Source organism: Streptomyces sp. CA2R106, from assembly GCF_037034245.1.
Taxonomy (GTDB): domain Bacteria; phylum Actinomycetota; class Actinomycetes; order Streptomycetales; family Streptomycetaceae; genus Actinacidiphila.
In genome coordinates, this window is the sequence record NZ_JBAGKC010000015.1 from 129,870 (window position 1) to 145,319 (window position 15,450).

15 protein-coding genes are annotated in these 15,450 nt (G+C 74.8%); 9 read left to right on the top strand and 6 right to left on the bottom strand.

Translation table 11 applies throughout. The annotated features are described in order from the left end of the window. The first annotated feature begins 122 nt into the window (after positions 1–122). From WA788_RS21690 to WA788_RS21715, 6 genes are all read left to right on the top strand, one after another. Positions 123–1,043 carry a polyphosphate polymerase domain-containing protein gene (locus tag WA788_RS21690; protein ID WP_435129849.1) on the top strand — a complete coding sequence of 307 codons (921 nt, stop codon included), beginning with the start codon at positions 123–125 and terminating at the stop codon, positions 1,041–1,043. Beyond that, a complete protein-coding gene (locus WA788_RS21695; protein WP_335979808.1) occupies positions 1,040–1,717 on the top strand; it encodes a DUF4956 domain-containing protein in 678 nt (225 codons plus the stop codon). Before WA788_RS21690 ends, WA788_RS21695 begins: the two co-directional genes overlap by 4 nt. Continuing rightward, a complete protein-coding gene (locus WA788_RS21700; RefSeq protein ID WP_335979810.1) occupies positions 1,717–3,432 on the top strand; it encodes a CotH kinase family protein in 1,716 nt (571 codons plus the stop codon). The genes WA788_RS21695 and WA788_RS21700 overlap by 1 nt, the downstream gene beginning before the upstream one ends. 146 nt (positions 3,433–3,578) lie before the next feature. After that, positions 3,579–4,331 (top strand): response regulator transcription factor, encoded by a 753-nt coding sequence (locus tag WA788_RS21705; RefSeq protein WP_335979812.1) that lies wholly within the window; start codon positions 3,579–3,581, stop codon positions 4,329–4,331. 29 nt (positions 4,332–4,360) lie between these two features. Further along, positions 4,361–5,899 (top strand): sensor histidine kinase, encoded by a 1,539-nt coding sequence (locus tag WA788_RS21710; RefSeq protein WP_335979814.1) that lies wholly within the window; start codon positions 4,361–4,363, stop codon positions 5,897–5,899. Between the two features lie 144 nt (positions 5,900–6,043). Continuing rightward, positions 6,044–6,760 carry a phosphatase PAP2 family protein gene (locus WA788_RS21715; protein WP_335979816.1) on the top strand — a complete coding sequence of 239 codons (717 nt, stop codon included), beginning with the start codon at positions 6,044–6,046 and terminating at the stop codon, positions 6,758–6,760. A gap of 54 nt (positions 6,761–6,814) precedes the next feature. Here WA788_RS21715 and WA788_RS21720 read toward each other — a convergent pair whose 3' ends face one another. Beyond that, complete coding sequence (locus WA788_RS21720; RefSeq protein ID WP_335979817.1) at positions 6,815–7,540, bottom strand: class I SAM-dependent methyltransferase; 726 nt, start codon at positions 7,538–7,540, stop codon at positions 6,815–6,817. A gap of 196 nt (positions 7,541–7,736) precedes the next feature. Between WA788_RS21720 and WA788_RS21725 the strand changes: the two genes are divergently transcribed. After that, positions 7,737–7,931, top strand: a complete 195-nt coding sequence (locus tag WA788_RS21725; RefSeq protein WP_335979818.1) for a hypothetical protein — start codon at positions 7,737–7,739, stop codon at positions 7,929–7,931. Between the two features lie 54 nt (positions 7,932–7,985). Here the strand turns inward: WA788_RS21725 and WA788_RS21730 are convergent, their stop codons facing one another. After that, entirely contained in the window at positions 7,986–8,402 is a 417-nt protein-coding gene (locus WA788_RS21730) for an ArsR/SmtB family transcription factor (protein ID WP_335979820.1), read from the bottom strand. Positions 8,403–8,506: 104 nt separating this feature from the next. Here WA788_RS21730 and WA788_RS21735 point away from each other — a divergent pair, with 104 nt between their 5' ends. Next, the gene (locus WA788_RS21735) at positions 8,507–10,498 is read left to right on the top strand and encodes a heavy metal translocating P-type ATPase (protein WP_335979822.1); all 1,992 of its coding nucleotides are present in this window, start codon (positions 8,507–8,509) and stop codon (positions 10,496–10,498) included. After that, positions 10,495–10,746, top strand: a complete 252-nt coding sequence (locus tag WA788_RS21740) for a hypothetical protein (RefSeq protein WP_335979824.1) — start codon at positions 10,495–10,497, stop codon at positions 10,744–10,746. The genes WA788_RS21735 and WA788_RS21740 overlap by 4 nt, the downstream gene beginning before the upstream one ends. A 76-nt stretch (positions 10,747–10,822) precedes the next feature. Here the strand turns inward: WA788_RS21740 and lhgO are convergent, their stop codons facing one another. The 4 genes from lhgO to WA788_RS21760 form a co-directional block, all read right to left on the bottom strand. Further along, entirely contained in the window at positions 10,823–12,055 is a 1,233-nt protein-coding gene (gene lhgO / locus WA788_RS21745; protein ID WP_335979826.1) for an L-2-hydroxyglutarate oxidase, read from the bottom strand. A 120-nt stretch (positions 12,056–12,175) separates the two neighbouring features. Further along, positions 12,176–13,207: an alpha/beta hydrolase gene (locus WA788_RS21750; protein WP_335979827.1), complete on the bottom strand. Its 1,032-nt coding sequence runs from the start codon at positions 13,205–13,207 to the stop codon at positions 12,176–12,178. Between the two features lie 219 nt (positions 13,208–13,426). Beyond that, the gene (locus tag WA788_RS21755; RefSeq protein ID WP_335979829.1) at positions 13,427–14,569 is read right to left on the bottom strand and encodes a cytochrome P450; all 1,143 of its coding nucleotides are present in this window, start codon (positions 14,567–14,569) and stop codon (positions 13,427–13,429) included. 100 nt (positions 14,570–14,669) lie between these two features. Beyond that, the gene (locus tag WA788_RS21760; RefSeq protein WP_335979831.1) at positions 14,670–15,332 is read right to left on the bottom strand and encodes a GPP34 family phosphoprotein; all 663 of its coding nucleotides are present in this window, start codon (positions 15,330–15,332) and stop codon (positions 14,670–14,672) included. Positions 15,333–15,450 lie beyond the last annotated feature (118 nt).

A 15,450-nucleotide genomic window follows, 5' to 3' on the forward strand; every position in this document is an offset into this window, starting at 1 on the left:
CGTTCACTCTTTCGCCATCTGCAAGCCTCCTTGAATCCACCCGGTTTTCTCATCTGCTCCTCATGCACCACTGGTTGCGTGTGCACGGCCGGTCGGTCCGTCACGTACGAGCAGGGAGTCGCATGGTGGTGCGTTCGAGAGCAGTCGGTGCCCAACCGGCGGGCAGTGCCGAACCGGCGGGCGGCCAGGAGCCGTTGCACGTCGCCAGCCGGCTGCACGCGTTCAACCGGTTCGAGCTGAAGTACCTGGTGCCGGTCGAGCAGGCCGCCGAGATCCGCGACGAGCTGGCCGAGCGGATGGACCAGGACCCGCACAGCCCCGTCGGCGGGTACGGCGTGTGGAGCCTGTACTACGACACGCCCCGGCTGCGGTTCTACTGGGAGAAGATCGACGGCCTGAAGTTCCGCCGCAAGCTGCGCATCCGGCACTACGGCGACCTCGCCGCCGTCACCGACGACACCCCGGTCTGCGTGGAGATCAAGCAGCGCGTCAACCGGGTCACGCAGAAGCGCCGCATCACCCTGCCCTACGGCACGGCGCGACGGCTGTGCGACGGGCGGGAACTGGTCGAGCACTCCGCGCAGGAGAGCGCCTTCGTGCAGGAGGTGCTCGACCTGGGCGTCCGGCTGGACCTGCGGCCCACCGTGCTCACCGGCTACCAGCGCGAGGCCCTGGTCGGGCGGCACTCCGACACCGGCCTGCGGGTGACCTTCGACCGCCGGGTCCGCGGCCGGGACCGGGACTTCCACTTCGGCACACCCACGCCGGAGAACCGCTTCACGATGCCACCGCACCTGAGCGTCATGGAGATCAAGGTCAACGAGCGCACCCCGCACTGGATCACCGACCTGGCCGCCCGCCGCAACCTCAACCTCATCCGGGTCTCGAAGTACGTCCAGGCCGTCGAGGCGTTCGGCCTGGCCCCGCGGTCGGCCTTCCACGTCCACGAGGCGGACTACCCGCCGCCCACCCCCACCGAAGAACAGCCGCCCGAGCAGCGGCCGGCGCACCCCGACGCGCCGTCGAAAGCAGGAGCACAGTGAACTTCGATCTCCAGGAACTCAGCGGCACGTTCAGCGTGGCCGACGTCGCGGCGGCCATGGTGCTGTCGTTCGTGCTGTCCACGATGATCGGCTACGTGTACCGGTACACGCACCGCAACGTCTCCTACAGCCAGTCCTACGTGCAGACGCTGGTCATCGTCGGCATGATCGTCGCCCTGATCATGCTGGTGGTCGGCTCCAACCTGGCCCGCGCGTTCTCGCTGGTCGGCGCGTTGTCCGTGGTGCGGTTCCGCAACGCGGTCAAGGAGACCAGGGACGTCGGCTTCATCTTCCTGGCCATGTCGATCGGCATGGCGTGCGGTGCCCGGTTCTACACGCTGGCCGCGGTCGGCGCCGTGGTGATCTGCGTCGTGGTCGTCGTGATGTTCCAGTTCAACTGGTTCGCGCTCAACGTGCAGCGGCAGGTCGTCAAGGTCCAGGTGCCGGCCGGTGACGACTACACCCCGCAGATCCGCGACGTACTGATCAAGTACACCACCGAGTTCGAGCTGGTGAGCACCGAGACGATCCGCGGCGGCGCGCTCAGCGAGGTGTTCTACACGGTGCGGCTGAAGCAGGGGGCCGAACCGGGCGACCTGGTCAGCGCGTTGCAGGCCAGGACGTCCGGCCAGCGGGTGACCGTGCTGACCGGTTACGACACCACGGACCTGTGATGGGCGGTCCTGGGGCCGGCGGGCCCGGACCGGACACGCCCGCGACCGTGCGGCGCCGGCGGCGGCTACGGGACCGGCTGCCGGTCCGGCTGCGCCACCACTGGAAGCCGGCCGCGGCGCTGGGCGTCGGGCTCGCGGCGATGGTCGCCCTGCTCGGCAACACCCGGGTCACCCCGTACGTCACCTCCTCCTCGCGCGCCGAGGCCGACCCGATCACCGACAACGTCCGCGGCAGCACACCGCTGTACAGCGCCTCGGTGCCGCACTCGATCGAACTCACCTACCAGCAGACCGACTTCGACAAGATGATGAAGGGGTTCACGAAGGACGGGACCAAGGACTACATCGAGGCCGACCTCACCATCGACGGGGTGTACCTCAACGACGTCGGAATACGTCTGAAGGGGAACTCCACCTTGTCGTCCCTGCGCGGCACGAGCGGCGGCCTGCCCGGCGGCATGCCCGGCGGCCGGGCGGTGCCCCAGGGCGCGCAGGGCGCCTCCGCCGGTGCTCCCGGGGACGCCGGCGGAGGAGGGGGCCAAGGCGCCCAGGGCGGGGGCGGGTTCGGCGGGATGGTGCAGTACGACCTGTCCGCGCAGAAGCCCGAGGAGCTGCCCTGGCTCGTCAAGATCGACGAGTACGTCAAGGGCCGCGCCTACCAGGGCGAGCGGGAAATCTCGCTGCGCCCGGGCAGCAACAGCCAGGTGCCGCTCAACGAGGCGCTCGCGCTGTCCCTGACCACGGACGGCGGCCAGAAGGCCGAGCGGTACGCCTTCACCGAGCTGAAGGTCAACGACCGGCCCGTCGCCACCCGCCTGATGGTCGAGTCGCCCGACACCGACTACGCGGAGAGCGTCGCCGACGGCAACGGCGTGCTGTACAAGGCAAGGGCGGGCGGCAGCTTCGACTACCGCGGGGACGACCCGAGCGCGTACGAGTCCTCGTTCAAGCAGCTCAACATGACCGGCAGCCAGGACCTGGCGCCGGTGATGAAACTCATCAAGTGGGCCAACAAGGCGTCGGACAAGGAGTTCGCCCGGGATCTGCACCGCTACGTCGACGTCGACTCGCTGGCCGCCTACGTCGCGTCGCAGAACCTGCTGCTGAACTCCGACGACATGTCGGGCCCCGGCAAGAACTACCTGCTCTGGTACGACCTGGACACCAAGAAGTTCTCCGTCCTGGGCTGGGACTACAACCTGACCTTCGGCAGCAACGCGACCGCCGGACCGAAGGACTCCATCGGCATCGGCGGTGGCCTGCCCGCCGCGGGCGGGAACACCGGAGCCGGGGCGGACACCGGAGCCGGTACGGGCCCGGCCGGGGCAGGGGCGAGTACGGCCGGCGCGGCGCCTTCCGCGCTGCCCTCGGGGATGCCGAACGCCGGCGGGTTCTCCGGAGGCGGCGGCCAGGGCGGCGACGCCGGCAAGGGCGGCCAGGGCGGCCAGGGCGGGTTCTCCATGGCCCAGCAGATCCTGAAGACCCGGTTCCTGGCCTCCGACGCCTTCGACGGCGTCTACATGAAGGCGTACCGCAGCCTCTACCGGACCTTCTACGGCTCCGGCACGGCCCTGAAGGACCTGAAGTCCATCGCGGCACAAGCCAGTTCCGCCGAGGCGGACCCCAAGTCGCTGGACACCGCGGTGTCCGCGCTGCGGAAGACCGTCACCGAGCGGGCCACCGCACTCGCCAAGGACAAGGAGGTCACCGGCTGACGTACCGGCAGGCGCGGGCCCGCCGACCGCACCGCCCGACCTACCGACCGCAGGAAGAGAAGGGGAGCCGCACACGGCGGCTCCCCTCCACCCATGTCCCACCCGCAGTCCCGCCCGTACCCGACCGCACCTCGAGGTATCCGCACGTGACCGATCCGAACGCCCTCGCGCGCCCACCCGCCGCCCGGCACACCGTCCTGGTCGTGGAGGACGACGCCAGCATCCGTACGCTGCTCGCCTCCGCGCTGACCGCGGCGGGCTACGCCGTGGTGCGCGCGGGCGGCGGCCAGGAGGCGATGTTCGCGGTCGGCAGCCGCCGGCCGGACCTGATCGTGCTCGACATCATGCTGCCCGACACCGACGGCTTCCAGTTCACCCGCGACCTGCGCGCACAGGGCGTGTACACGCCGGTGCTGTTCCTCACCGCCCGCACCGGCGTCGAGGACCGCATCATCGGCCTCAGCTCCGGCGGCGACGACTACGTCACCAAGCCGTTCCACGTCCAGGAGGTGCTGCTGCGGGTCCGGGCGATCCTGCGGCGCAGCGGCGCGACCGCGGGTACGGCCGGGGCCCGCCCGCCGCTGCGCTACGCCGACCTCACGCTCGACGAGAGCAGCCACGAAGTGATGCGCGCCGGGCGGCCGGTGAAGCTGTCGCCGACCGAGTTCCGGCTGCTTGCCTGCTTGCTGGCCCACCCGGAGAGGGTGCTGAAGAAGCCGGAGATCCTCCAGCAGGTGTGGCGGTACGACTTCTCCGGCGACACGCGGATCGTCGACACGTACGTCAAGAACCTGCGCCGCAAGCTCGACCGGGACGCGCCACCCCTGATCCACACCGTGCGCGGGGTCGGCTACTGCCTGCGGCTGCCGCCCGACGCGACGGGCCCGGCGCCCCGGTGAGGCGCCCGCCCCGCCCGCGGCTGCCCCGCATGCCGCGACTGCCCCGGCCGCGTTCGCTGCGCGGCCGCCTCATCCTGATCGCCGGCCTGCTCGCCACCAGCGCCGTGCTGCTCTGCCAGCTCGCCGGTCTGGCGGTGCTGCGCGGCTGGCTCACCGACCAGGTCGACGACCGCCTCACCCACTTCCGCCCGCCCGAGAGCGTCTACCAGGACCTGGCCGCCGGGCGGATTCCGCGCACGCCCAGCCCCGACAGCGCGCTGCCCTCGGACTACCGCGTCTTCTTCTACGACGGCGGCGGCCGCCTGCTGCACACCTCCATGGGCGACGGCGACGGCCCCGGGCCCCGGCTCCCGCAGCGGGCGGCGGACCTGCACCTGGCCGCCGGGCGGCCGAGCACCGTCCCGGCCGAGGGCGGCAGCGGCGGGGCCGGATGGCGGGTGGTCAGCTACGCCGGGCCGGACGCCATGCGGACTGTCGTGGCGCTGCCGCTGGACACCGTGGCCGGCGCCACCGCCAAGCTGCTGTGGCTCAGTCTCGGCCTGGGCGCCGCCGTCGCCGCGGGGGTCGTCGTCCTCGGCAACGGCGCGGTGCGGCTCGGCCTGCGCCCGCTCACCCGCGTCGAGCGCACCGCGCAGCTCATCACGGCCGGGGCGCTGGAACTCAACGTCCCGGTGGCCGACCCCGACACCGAGGTCGGCCGGCTCGGCCTGGCCCTGAACACCATGCTCGACCGGCTGCGGACGGCGCTGCGCCGTACGGAGACCTCCGAGCAGCGGCTGCGCCGATTCCTCGCCGACGCCGGCCACGAACTGCGCACCCCGCTCACCGCGGTGCAGGGCTTCGCCGAACTCCTCCTCGACGAGCCCGGCATGGCCGACCGCAGGCGCCGCGAGGCGCACGCGCTGATCGCGCACAACGCCGACCGGATGAGCCGGCTCGTCGACGACCTGTTCCTCCTCGCCAAGCTGGGCGACACCCCGGCCGCGCACCGCGAGCAGGTCGACCTCCTCTCGCTGGCGGCCGACACCATCGCGACCACCGCGATCCGCCACCCCCAGCACGCCATCTCGCTGGGGCCGCTGGCGGCGCACCCCGCCGGGCCCGAGCGCGACCTCGACATCGTCGAGGCGCCCGGCGACCCGCACCAACTCGCCCAGGTGCTGGGCAACCTGCTGTCCAACGCGTGTACCCACACCCCCGCCGGGACCCGTGTCCAGGTGCGGATCGGTGCCGCGCGCGCCGGGGTGCGCGGCGCCTTGGGCACCGGGGCCGCCCTGCCGCCGGGCATGCCGGTATGCGCGGTGGAGGTCGCCGATGACGGGCCCGGCATCGACCCGGCCGAGGCGCCCCATGTGTTCGAGCGCTTCCACCGGGCGGTGCCGTCCGCCAACGGTGCCGGGTCGGGCGTCGAGCCCGGGTCCGGCCTCGGGCTCGCCATCGCGGGCGCGATCGCGGCGGCGCACGGCGGACGGATCGAGCTGGACAACCGCCCCGGTGCGGGCTGTGCCTTCCGCCTGCTGCTGCCCGGGGCGGGCACCGCGACGGAGGGTGCCGACGGCACCGTGTAATGTGATCATTCACCTGCACGACGGCCGCAGTTCACGAGTTGGCCGCTCGGTGTTCATCGTCTACATTCGCGTAGACATACCTGCCGCCACGGCGACGACCGGCCGGGAACGGGCCGTCCGAGCCGGCTTCGAAAGACGATGCTGATGATCACAGGCGCCGCGACGCTGGCCTTCGACGGGTCGCACATCGACGGACCGCTGTTCACCGCCGTCACGGACCTGGCCCGCGACACCCGCTGGCTCAACGGCTTCGTCGCATGGTGGACCAACGCCCAACTCGGGGTCTTCGCGGTCCTCATGGTCGTGGGCTGGTGGCGGGCCCGACGGCGGGACGGCGCCGCGATGGCGCTGGCGCTCGCCGTGCCGGTCAGCGTCGGGGTGGCCTTCGCCTGCGCCGAGGTGGTCAAGAAGATCGTCGCCGAGCAGCGGCCGTGCCGTTCCATGCCACACGCCTTCATCGTCGAGACCTGCCCGGTGCCGAGCGACTACGCCTTCCCCAGCGGCCACACCACGGCGGCGGCCGCGTCCGTGGCCGCGCTCTTCCTGCTCGACCGCCGGCTCAGCGCGATCGCCGCGCTCTTCGCGGTGCTCGAAGCCTTCACGCGGGTCTACGTCGGCGCGCACTACCCGCACGACGTCGTCGGCTCCGCGCTGCTCGCCCTGCCGGTCGCCTACGCCAGCAGCCTGCTGATCGGCCGCCTCGCGGCCCCCACGATCACGCGGCTGCGGGTCCGCCGTCCGAACCCGTTCCTGGCTGACACCCGCTACGCCCCGCCCGCGCCCCGCGGCGCCGCGGACTCCACCCCGAACAGCCGGAGTCAGGGCCAGAGCCACGGCCAGGGCCGCCACGCCCGACGCTGAGCGGCGCCGCCCCTCACCGCGGGTCGGGCCCCCACCGGGCGGGCCCGAGACCGCTCACGGGCGGCGGGCGAGGAAGACGAACTCCAGCCCCGGGCGGTCGGGGGCGTCCCGCACGCCGGCCACCTCGAAGCCGGCGGCGGCGAGGTCGCCCTCTACCTCCGCACGGGTCCGGAAGCGCAGCGTCGAGTCCGAGGTCAGCGTCACGCCGTCGGCGGCGAACACGTAGGTCGCCCGGAAGGTGACCAACGGCAGCGCCACGCTGATCAGTTCGTGCCAGCTCTCGATCACGCCTGCGCCCGGGACCTCGGCCACCTGGTGGGAATTGGCGCGGGTCCACCCCTCCCAGGCGCGCCGGTCCGGGTCACGGGTCTCGAACACCAGGTGCCCGCCGGGCCGCAGCGCGCCGTACGCGCCGCGCAGCGTCGCCCGCCACACGTCCTGGTCGGTGACGGCCTGGGCGGCGTTCCCCGTCATCGTGGCGAGGTCGACGCGCAGCGGGGGCAGGGCGGTGGCGTCGCCGTGCAGCCAGCGCACGCGGTCGGCGCCCGGTTTGGCGCGGGCCACCTCGACGGACGCGAGCGCCGGGTCGACGCCCACGACGTCCAGGCCGCGGTCGGCCAGGAGCAGGGCGAGGACGCCCGTGCCGCAGCCGATGTCCAGGACGCTGCGCGCCCCCACCTCGTCGGCGAGCGCGAGATACGCCGCCAGATCCCCGCGGTCCGGGTCGAGCGGGTCGTACAGCGCGGCCAGCCGCGCATGCCCGTAGCACTCGTCAGCCATGGGGCGACGGTACGGGGGCGGGGGTGCCCCGGCCACCGGTTTTCGCTGCGCCGCGCTCCATGCCGCTCACCTGCGGTGAGGGGCCGGCCACTCATTCGTCACCGTCTTGACAGGTGACGCACCCGATGCCAGAGTGAAGCCGTGCCCGAGCCGGGAGCGACACGGCGAGGCGGCACCGACCGAGTGGAGGTTGGCCATGGAGAGCATCAAGATCACGGACAGCGCGGCCGCGGCGGCGCGGCGGGCACGGTTCGGCAGCCTCCCGGAGCGGGTCCGCTTCGAGGACATGGTCGAGGTGGCTCCGGTGGAGGGGAAGGACCTCACGGACACCTACGCCGCGGACAAGTCCTTCATCTCCTACTCCTGCCTCGCCCTCGATCTGGGGCTCTGAGCCCCAGCCCCGCCGAAGGGGCCGCCGGCTGCGGGGCGGCGGGTCGGGGGGCGGTCAGATCGTCGGGCCGGCCGCGAGATCCGCGTCCTCGGCGGCGGGATCGGCGCCGGCGTCCGCGTCGGCGTCGCTGAGTCCGAGGCGCAGGTGCTCGGTGTGGTAGACGGCCTGGTCGAGGAGTTCGGCGACGTGGTTGTCGTACAGCGCGTAGACCACCGAGCGGCCCTGCCGGGTGCCGACGACCAGGCCGAGGTTGCGCAGCAGCCGTAGCTGGTGGGAGCAGGCGGACTGCTCCAGGCCGGCGGCGTGGGCGAGTTCGGTGGCCGCGCAGGGCCCTTCGCGCAGGCGGGCGAGGATCAGCAGCCGGGACGGGGTGGCCAGGGCCTGGAGCGTGGTCGCCACCCGCGCGGCGTTGTCCGCGTCCAGGCGCACGCGCGGGACGGCGTTCTTCGCGGGAGCGGCTCCATGACCCATGCGTCAATACTACAGGCGACGCATGAAGGACTGTTCATTTGATCCTGTATCGTGGGCCGGGTCGTCCCTCCTGCCGATGGCCTGCACGAAGGGTCCTGCCTGCCATGTCCTCCACCCTGACCGAGCGCCCCGCCCCCGGGCTGGCCGCGGCGTCCGCCGGAGACGCGCCGCGGCGGCGCACGCGGATCTTCGCGCTGCCCGAGGCCCGGTGGGCGCTCGCCGCGACGCTGCTGTTCCTGGTCGCGCTGCCCCTGCAACTGGCCGGCGCCCCGGCGTGGGCATGGGGCCCGCCGTATGCGGTCGCCTACGCCGCCGGCGGCTGGGAACCGGCCTGGGCGGGGCTCCAGGCGCTCAGGGAGAAGACGCTCGACGTCGACCTGCTGATGATCGTCGCCGCGCTGGGTGCCGCCGCGGTCGGTCAAGTGATGGACGGCGCCCTGCTGATCGTCATCTTCGCCACCTCCGGCGCGCTGGAGGCCCTCGCCACCGCCCGCACCGCCGACTCCGTACGCGGTCTGCTCGACCTCGCCCCGGCCACCGCGACCCGGCTGCTGGACGACGGCACCGAGGAGACCGTCCCGACCGATCGGCTGGCCGTCGGCGACACCGTCCTGGTGCGCCCCGGCGAGCGGATCGGCGCCGACGCCAGGGTCCTGGACGGCGCGAGCGAGGTCGACCAGGCCACCATCACCGGCGAACCGCTGCCGGCCGTCAAGCACCCGGGCGACGAGGTGTTCGCCGGCACCCTCAACGGCACCGGCGCGCTGCGCGTCGCCGTCGAGCGGGACGCCTCCGACTCGGTGATCGCCCGGATCGTGCAGATGGTCGAGGAAGCCTCCGAGACCAAGGCCCCCACCCAGTTGTTCATCGAGAAGGTCGAGCAGCGGTACTCGATCGGCATGGTCGCCGCCACCCTGGCGGTGTTCGCGGTCCCGCTGGCGTTCGGCGCGGTGTTCACCGGCGCGCTGCTGCGGGCGATGACCTTCATGATCGTCGCCTCGCCGTGCGCGGTGGTACTGGCGACCATGCCGCCGCTGCTGTCCGCGATCGCCAACGCCGGCCGCCACGGCGTGCTGGTGAAGTCCGCCGTGGTGATGGAGCGGCTCGGCCGGGTGGACGCCGTCGCCCTGGACAAGACCGGCACCCTCACCGAAGGCACGCCCCGCGTCACCGACATCCGCCCGCTGCCCGGCTCCGGGCTGACCGAGGAGGAGTTGCTCGCGCTGGCCGCCGCGGCCGAGCACCCCAGCGAGCACCCGCTCGCCCGCGCCATCGTGGCCGCCGCCCGCGGCCGGGGCCTCGTGCCGGCCCCGGCCGAGGACTTCAGCTCCGTTCCCGGCGTCGGGGTGAGCGCCCACGTCGCCGGCCGCGCGGTCGCGGTCGGCGCCCCGGCCCGGCGCCTGCACGACCGCGCGGACGACGGCTCGGCCCGCGCCGCCGCGGTCGCCGGCGCGCTGGAGGACGACGGCCGCACCGCCGTGCTGGTCGAGGCCGACGGCATCCCGGTCGGGGTGCTCGGGATCGCCGACCGGCTGCGCCCGGACGCCGCCGCCACCGTCGCCGCCTGCACGTCCCTGACCGGCACGGCGCCGATCCTGCTCACCGGCGACAACCCGCGCGCGGCCGCCCGCCTGGCCGCCGAGGCCGGCATCACCGACGTCCGCGCGGGGCTGCTGCCGCAGGACAAGGTCGCCGCGGTCAGGGAACAGGAGCAGGCCGGGCGCAAGGTCATGGTGGTCGGCGACGGCGTCAACGACGCCCCCGCCCTGGCCGCCGCCCACACCGGCGTCGCGATGGGCCGGGCCGGCTCCGACCTCGCCCTGGAGACCGCCGACGCCGTCATCGTGCGCGACGAACTCGCCACGGTGCCCGCCGTGGTGGCGCTCTCCCGGCAGGCCCGCCGGCTCGTGGTGCAGAACCTGGTCGTCGCCTCGGTGTTCATCACCGGCCTGGTGGTCTGGGACCTGGCCGCCACCCTGCCGCTGCCGCTCGGCGTCCTCGGCCACGAGGGCTCCACGGTCATCGTCGGGCTCAACGGCCTGCGCCTGCTGCGCGAGTCGGCCTGGACCCGGGCCCGCGCCGAAGTCCTCCGGTGAGCCCTCGCCACCCCGACGGGCCCGCGGGCCGCGCCCGGCCCGCCCGCCTCGGCCAGCACGACCTGGGCGCCCGCCACCCGGACGTGCCCGTCGCCCGACGGCGCGAACGCGCCCGCGCCCGCGTCCGCGGCGAGGAGGACGTGCGGGGAGCGCGGATGGCCGCTGCGGTGGACGTCCGGGCAGACGCCGGCCCTGCCGCCGGTAACCGGTGGGGCTCGCCGGCCACCGCCGGCACCGTGGCGGCATGAAGCCGGCCGAATCGCGCCGGCGGCGACCGGTGAACGGTCGGCTGCCGCGCCCCGGCGGACCGGGCCGGCCGGAGCACTAGGGGTGCTGGAGGTAGTGGTCGGTGAGGTGGGCGGCGATGGCCAGGCAGGAGGTCGCGGCGGGGGAAGGGGCGTTGCGCAGGGCGGTGACGGGGCCGAGGGCGGTGAGGGTGAAGTCGTCGACGAGGGCGCCGTGGGAGTCGAGGGCCTGGGCGCGGACGCCGGCGGGGGCGGGCAGGAGGTCGGCTGGGGTGAGGGCGGGGACGTAGCGGGCGGCCTGGGCGGCGAAGGCCCGCTTGGACAGGGAGCCGTGGAGTTCGTGCAGGCCGGCCCGCCAGTGGCGGCGGACGAGGCGGCGGGTGCCGGGCCAGGCGAGCGCGCGGCCGAGGTCGCGCAGGTCGACGTCGCGCCGCCGGTAGCCCTCGCGGGCGAGCGCGAGCACCGCGTTGGGGCCGATGTCCACTTGGCCGTCGACGCGGGGGGTGAGGTGGACCCCGAGGAAGGGGTAGGCCGGGTCGGGCACGGGGTAGACCAGCCCGCGCACCAGCCCGGCCCGTTCCGGGCGGAGCCGGTAGTACTCGCCGCGGAAGGCGAGGATCGCCGGGGAGGGCGCGTCGCCGGCCAGCCGCGCCACCGTGTCGGAGTACAGGCCCGCGCAGATCACCGCGCGGCGCAGCTCGTACGGCCGCCCGCCGCTGGTGACGGTGACGCCGTGCGGGCCGGGCCGGATCGCGGTCACCTCGGCGCCGAGCACCAGCCGCCCGCCGGCCTCGGTGACCTCCCCGGCCAGCGCCCGCGCCACCGCGCGGAAGTCGACGATGGCGGTGGTCGGCGAGTGCAGCGCGGCCAGTCCCCTGACCTCGGGCTCGACTTCGCGCAGCGCGGCCGGGTCGAGCCGCCGCACCCGGGGTACGCCGTTGGCGCGGGCCCGCTCCTGGAGGACGTCCAGCCGCGCCACCTCCTCGGGCGAGTGCGCGACGACGACCTTGCCGATCTCCCGGTAGGGCAGCGCGTGTTCGGCGCAGAACTCCTTGAGCAGCCCGACCCCGCGGCGGCACAGCACGGCCTTGAGCGAGCCGGGCGGGTAGTACAGGCCGGAGTGGACGACGCCGGAGTTGTGCCCGGACTGGTGGACGGCGACCTCCGGCTCCTTGTCGAAGACCACCACCTCGGCGCCGCGCTGGGCGAGCCGGCGGGCGACGGCCAGGCCGATCAGGCCGGCGCCCACCACGCCGACCGGCCGGCCCGAACCGCCGCCGCCGAACCCGGGTACTGCGTCCGCTGCCGGCATCGCGGCCCCGCCTTCTTCCGCTCGTCCCTGTCTGACGGCCTGACGGCCTGGCGTCATGGCGTCATGACGGGCCATGGCGGGCCATGACGCCATGCCGTGCCCCCGAGCATAGAAGCAGCTTCAGCCGGGCAGCCCGGCCAGCCACGTCGTGAGGTGCGCGTTCACCTCGGCGGCGCGCTCCTGCTGGAGGAAGTGCCCGGCGCCCTCCAGGACATGGCAGCCGGCCAGCCCCGGCAGCGTTGCCGGATAGGCCGCGATGGCGTCCGCGAGCCAGGTCGTGGAGGCGTCCAGCGACCCGCCGAGGAAGAGGGACGGCTGCCGGACCGGGGCGCCGTCGTAGGCGGCCAGGTCCTCCCAGTCGCGATCCATGTTGCGGTAGCGGTTCAGCGCGCCGGTCAGTCCGGTCCGTTCGAACTCCCCCGCGTAGAAGTCGAGTTCGGCCGAGCTGAGCCATGCGGGCAGCCCGGCGGCGGAGCCCTCGCCGCCGGCCGCGGCCCGGCCGCCGCCCGCCGCGGCCGGGAAGCGGTCCCTCAACTGCCCGCCGCGGGTGACGAAGTGGGGGTCCGGCGCCCCGGGCGGCGGCATGGTGCCGGCGGACAGCGCCGCGTAGAAACCGGCCAGCCAGCCCCGCACGTCCGGCTCGATCTCGGCCTCGGCGCGGCCGGGCTGCTGGAAGTAGGAGACGTAGAACTCCTCGTCGCCGCCCATCGCGGCGAAGACCTCGCTGGGCCGCGGGCCGCCGCGCGGCGTGTACGGCACGCTCAGCAGGCCCACCGCGCGGAAGACGTCCGGCCGGACCAGCGCGCTGTTCGCCGCGATCGCCGCACCCCAGTCGTGGCCGACCACCACCGCCGTCCGCTCGCCGAGCGCCTCCACCACCGCGGCGGTGTCCGCCACCAGCTCCAGCATGCGGTACGCCGCCGGGTCCGCGGGCTTGGACGAGCGGCCGTAGCCGCGTACGTCGAGGGCGACCGCGCGGTAGCCGGCGGCGGCCAGCGCGGGCAGTTGGCGGCGCCAGGAGTACCAGGACTCGGGGAAGCCGTGCACGAGCAGCACCAGCGGGCCGCTGCCCGACTCCACCACATGGGTGCGCCCCGCGGGTGTCGCGAGCAGTCGGTGGGTGCCGGCTGCGTCGCCGGTGTGCTGGGTCATCTGGGCCTCCCTGGTCCGTACGGCCTGGTCAACGGGGCGCGGCCGCCCTGCCGCCGGGCCCTGACCCGATCATCCGGGCGGCGGCCGCCCGTGGCCGACCCGCCTTGCCGGTCCGGCAAAAGGACCGCCCGTTCCGGCGCAACCGGGGCCGCCACGGCATCCCCTCAGCGCACCCGCGGGCCGCCCATGGCAAGCCCTCGGCCCGCCCCCGGCGCGCCCTCAGCTCCGCCAGCGCACCGCCAGCGTCGGCGGCTTGCGGAAGACCAGGCCGCGCGGCGCGCTCGGCCGCTGCGGGTCGAGCCGCAGCTCCGGCAGCCGTTCGAGGCAGGCGCGCAGCGCGACCTTCGCCTCCAGCCGGGCCAGGTGGGCGCCGACGCAGTAGTGCGGGCCGTGGGCGAAGGCCAGTTGGAGCCGGGTGTTGGGGCGGCGCACGTCGAAGCGGTCGGGGTCGGCGAAGACCTCCGGGTCGCGGTTGGCGCCGGCCAGCGAGACGGTGACGAGGTCGCCGGCGCGGACCCGTACGCCGGCGAGGTCGGCGTCGCGGGTGGCGTAGCGGTCGACCACCGCGGCACCGGGCTCCAGCCGCAGGGACTCCTCGACGGCATTGTCCAACAGGGCTTCGTCGGCGAGGAGTTCCGGTACCACGGCGGGCTCGGTGAGGATGTGCAGCAGCGCGTTGGCGATCATCGCCTCGGTGGTCTCGATGCCGCCGAAGAGCAACACGGCCGCGTTGGAGGCCAGTTCGGCCGGGCCGAGCCGGCCGTCGGCGGCCGCCCGCACCAGCAGGGAGTCCGCGGCGCCGGCGTCCAGGGTGCCGGCGACCGCCGTGCGCAGCGCCGTGTAGGCGGCCGGGCCCTCCGCTCCGGCGTCCTCGCCGTGGGTGAGCCGGTCCACCGCCCGCACGATCGCGTCGTACCACGCCAGGATCGCGGGTACGGGCACGCCGGTCAGCCCCAGCACCTCGGCCATCACCACCGCGGCGAGCGGACCGGCGAAGTCGCGGCGCAACTCGGCGGCGCCCTGCGGCGCGAGGGCGTCGAGCAACCGGCCGGCCTCGCGCGCCACGGCCGGTGCGAAGGCGGCGTGCACCGCCCGCGGCCGGAAGGGGGCCACGAACGGGTCGCGGTGGCGGGCGTGTTCGGGTCCGTCCAGCGAGAGCATGCTCGGGCCGACGACCTGCGCGGTGGTGAAGCGCGGGTCGTCCACGGTGTAGGTGGCGGCGTCCCGCATGACCTCCACGGCCAGGGCCCGCCCGGTCACCATCCACCCGCCGAGCGCGGGCAGCCACACCACGGGGGCGCTCGCGCGCAGCTCGGCCAGGTGCGGGTGCGGATCTTCGGCGAGCTCGGCGAGGGTGACCACGCGACGAACCCTAACCCGGCCTCCCGGGCCCCTCCGGCCCGCCCCCGCCGCAGCCCCGGCCCGGGCGGCGGGCGGACGCGGCGCGGGGCCCGCGGGCGGGTCAGTAGCCGCGGCGGAGGGTGGCGGCGTGGGCGTCGTCGAGGCGGCTGGCGCGGCGCCGGCGCTCGGCGGAGAGCTCGGCGACGGCGTCGGCGAGGGCGGCGAGGATCGCCTCGACGGCGGGGTCGTCGATGCGGGCGGGCAGGTCGGGCGGGCCGGCGGGGGCGGGCGCGGGCAGGCCGAGCGCGGGGTCGGGCGGCGGGGGCGGCGGGGCGCCGACGGTCGCGGCCAGCGCGAGCAGCACCGGTTCGTCGGCCGCCCAGCGGTGCGCGGCGCGGCGCCGGTCCGCGGTGTCCAGCAGCACCGTGCGGCTGCCGCCGAAGGCCAGCCAGCGCCGCTTGCGCTGCCGGGCGACGGTGCCCTCGTCGGTGAGGACGGCCAGGTACGCGGCGGCCAGCCCGCGGCCGCGGCGCCACAGCCACTCGTCCACCGTCTCGAAGGGCAGCGTGCGGGACAGCGCGGCGGCGGCTTCGCCCAGCAGCCGGTCGTCGTGCGGCAGCCGCTCGCCCGGTACGACCCGGCCGCCGGTGAGCGTGGCCGCGCCGGACCGCAGCAGGTCCACCAGTTCCGCCGCGGCCAGCCCCAGCGAGAGGTCGCCGGGCGCCACCTCGCGGCCGGACGGCAGGTCCAACGTGGTGATCAGGAAATCACGCGCTGTGGTCATGGCTGCTTCCCGTTCCGGATGACGGCGGCGGTGGCGACGGCGGCCGCCGTACGGTCGCGCCGCCCTCGGCCCACGCCTCGATTATCCCTCCCCGCGATCTCCGTGCCGGAGCCGCCCC

What these genes read in the sequence shown, in the direction of transcription:
- WA788_RS21725 (WP_335979818.1), top strand. Translation starts at nt 7,737, where the DNA reads ATGGAGAGCATCAAGATCACGGACAGCGCGGCCGCGGCGGCGCGGCGG.
- WA788_RS21750 (WP_335979827.1), bottom strand. Translation starts at nt 13,207, where the DNA reads ATGACCCAGCACACCGGCGACGCAGCCGGCACCCACCGACTGCTCGCG.
- WA788_RS21735 (WP_335979822.1), top strand. Translation starts at nt 8,507, where the DNA reads ATGTCCTCCACCCTGACCGAGCGCCCCGCCCCCGGGCTGGCCGCGGCG.
- lhgO (WP_335979826.1), bottom strand. Translation starts at nt 12,055, where the DNA reads ATGCCGGCAGCGGACGCAGTACCCGGGTTCGGCGGCGGCGGTTCGGGC.
- WA788_RS21730 (WP_335979820.1), bottom strand. Translation starts at nt 8,402, where the DNA reads ATGGGTCATGGAGCCGCTCCCGCGAAGAACGCCGTCCCGCGCGTGCGC.
- WA788_RS21700 (WP_335979810.1), top strand. Translation starts at nt 1,717, where the DNA reads ATGGGCGGTCCTGGGGCCGGCGGGCCCGGACCGGACACGCCCGCGACC.
- WA788_RS21720 (WP_335979817.1), bottom strand. Translation starts at nt 7,540, where the DNA reads ATGGCTGACGAGTGCTACGGGCATGCGCGGCTGGCCGCGCTGTACGAC.
- WA788_RS21715 (WP_335979816.1), top strand. Translation starts at nt 6,044, where the DNA reads ATGATCACAGGCGCCGCGACGCTGGCCTTCGACGGGTCGCACATCGAC.
- WA788_RS21710 (WP_335979814.1), top strand. Translation starts at nt 4,361, where the DNA reads ATGCCGCGACTGCCCCGGCCGCGTTCGCTGCGCGGCCGCCTCATCCTG.
- WA788_RS21760 (WP_335979831.1), bottom strand. Translation starts at nt 15,332, where the DNA reads ATGACCACAGCGCGTGATTTCCTGATCACCACGTTGGACCTGCCGTCC.
- WA788_RS21690 (WP_435129849.1), top strand. Translation starts at nt 123, where the DNA reads ATGGTGGTGCGTTCGAGAGCAGTCGGTGCCCAACCGGCGGGCAGTGCC.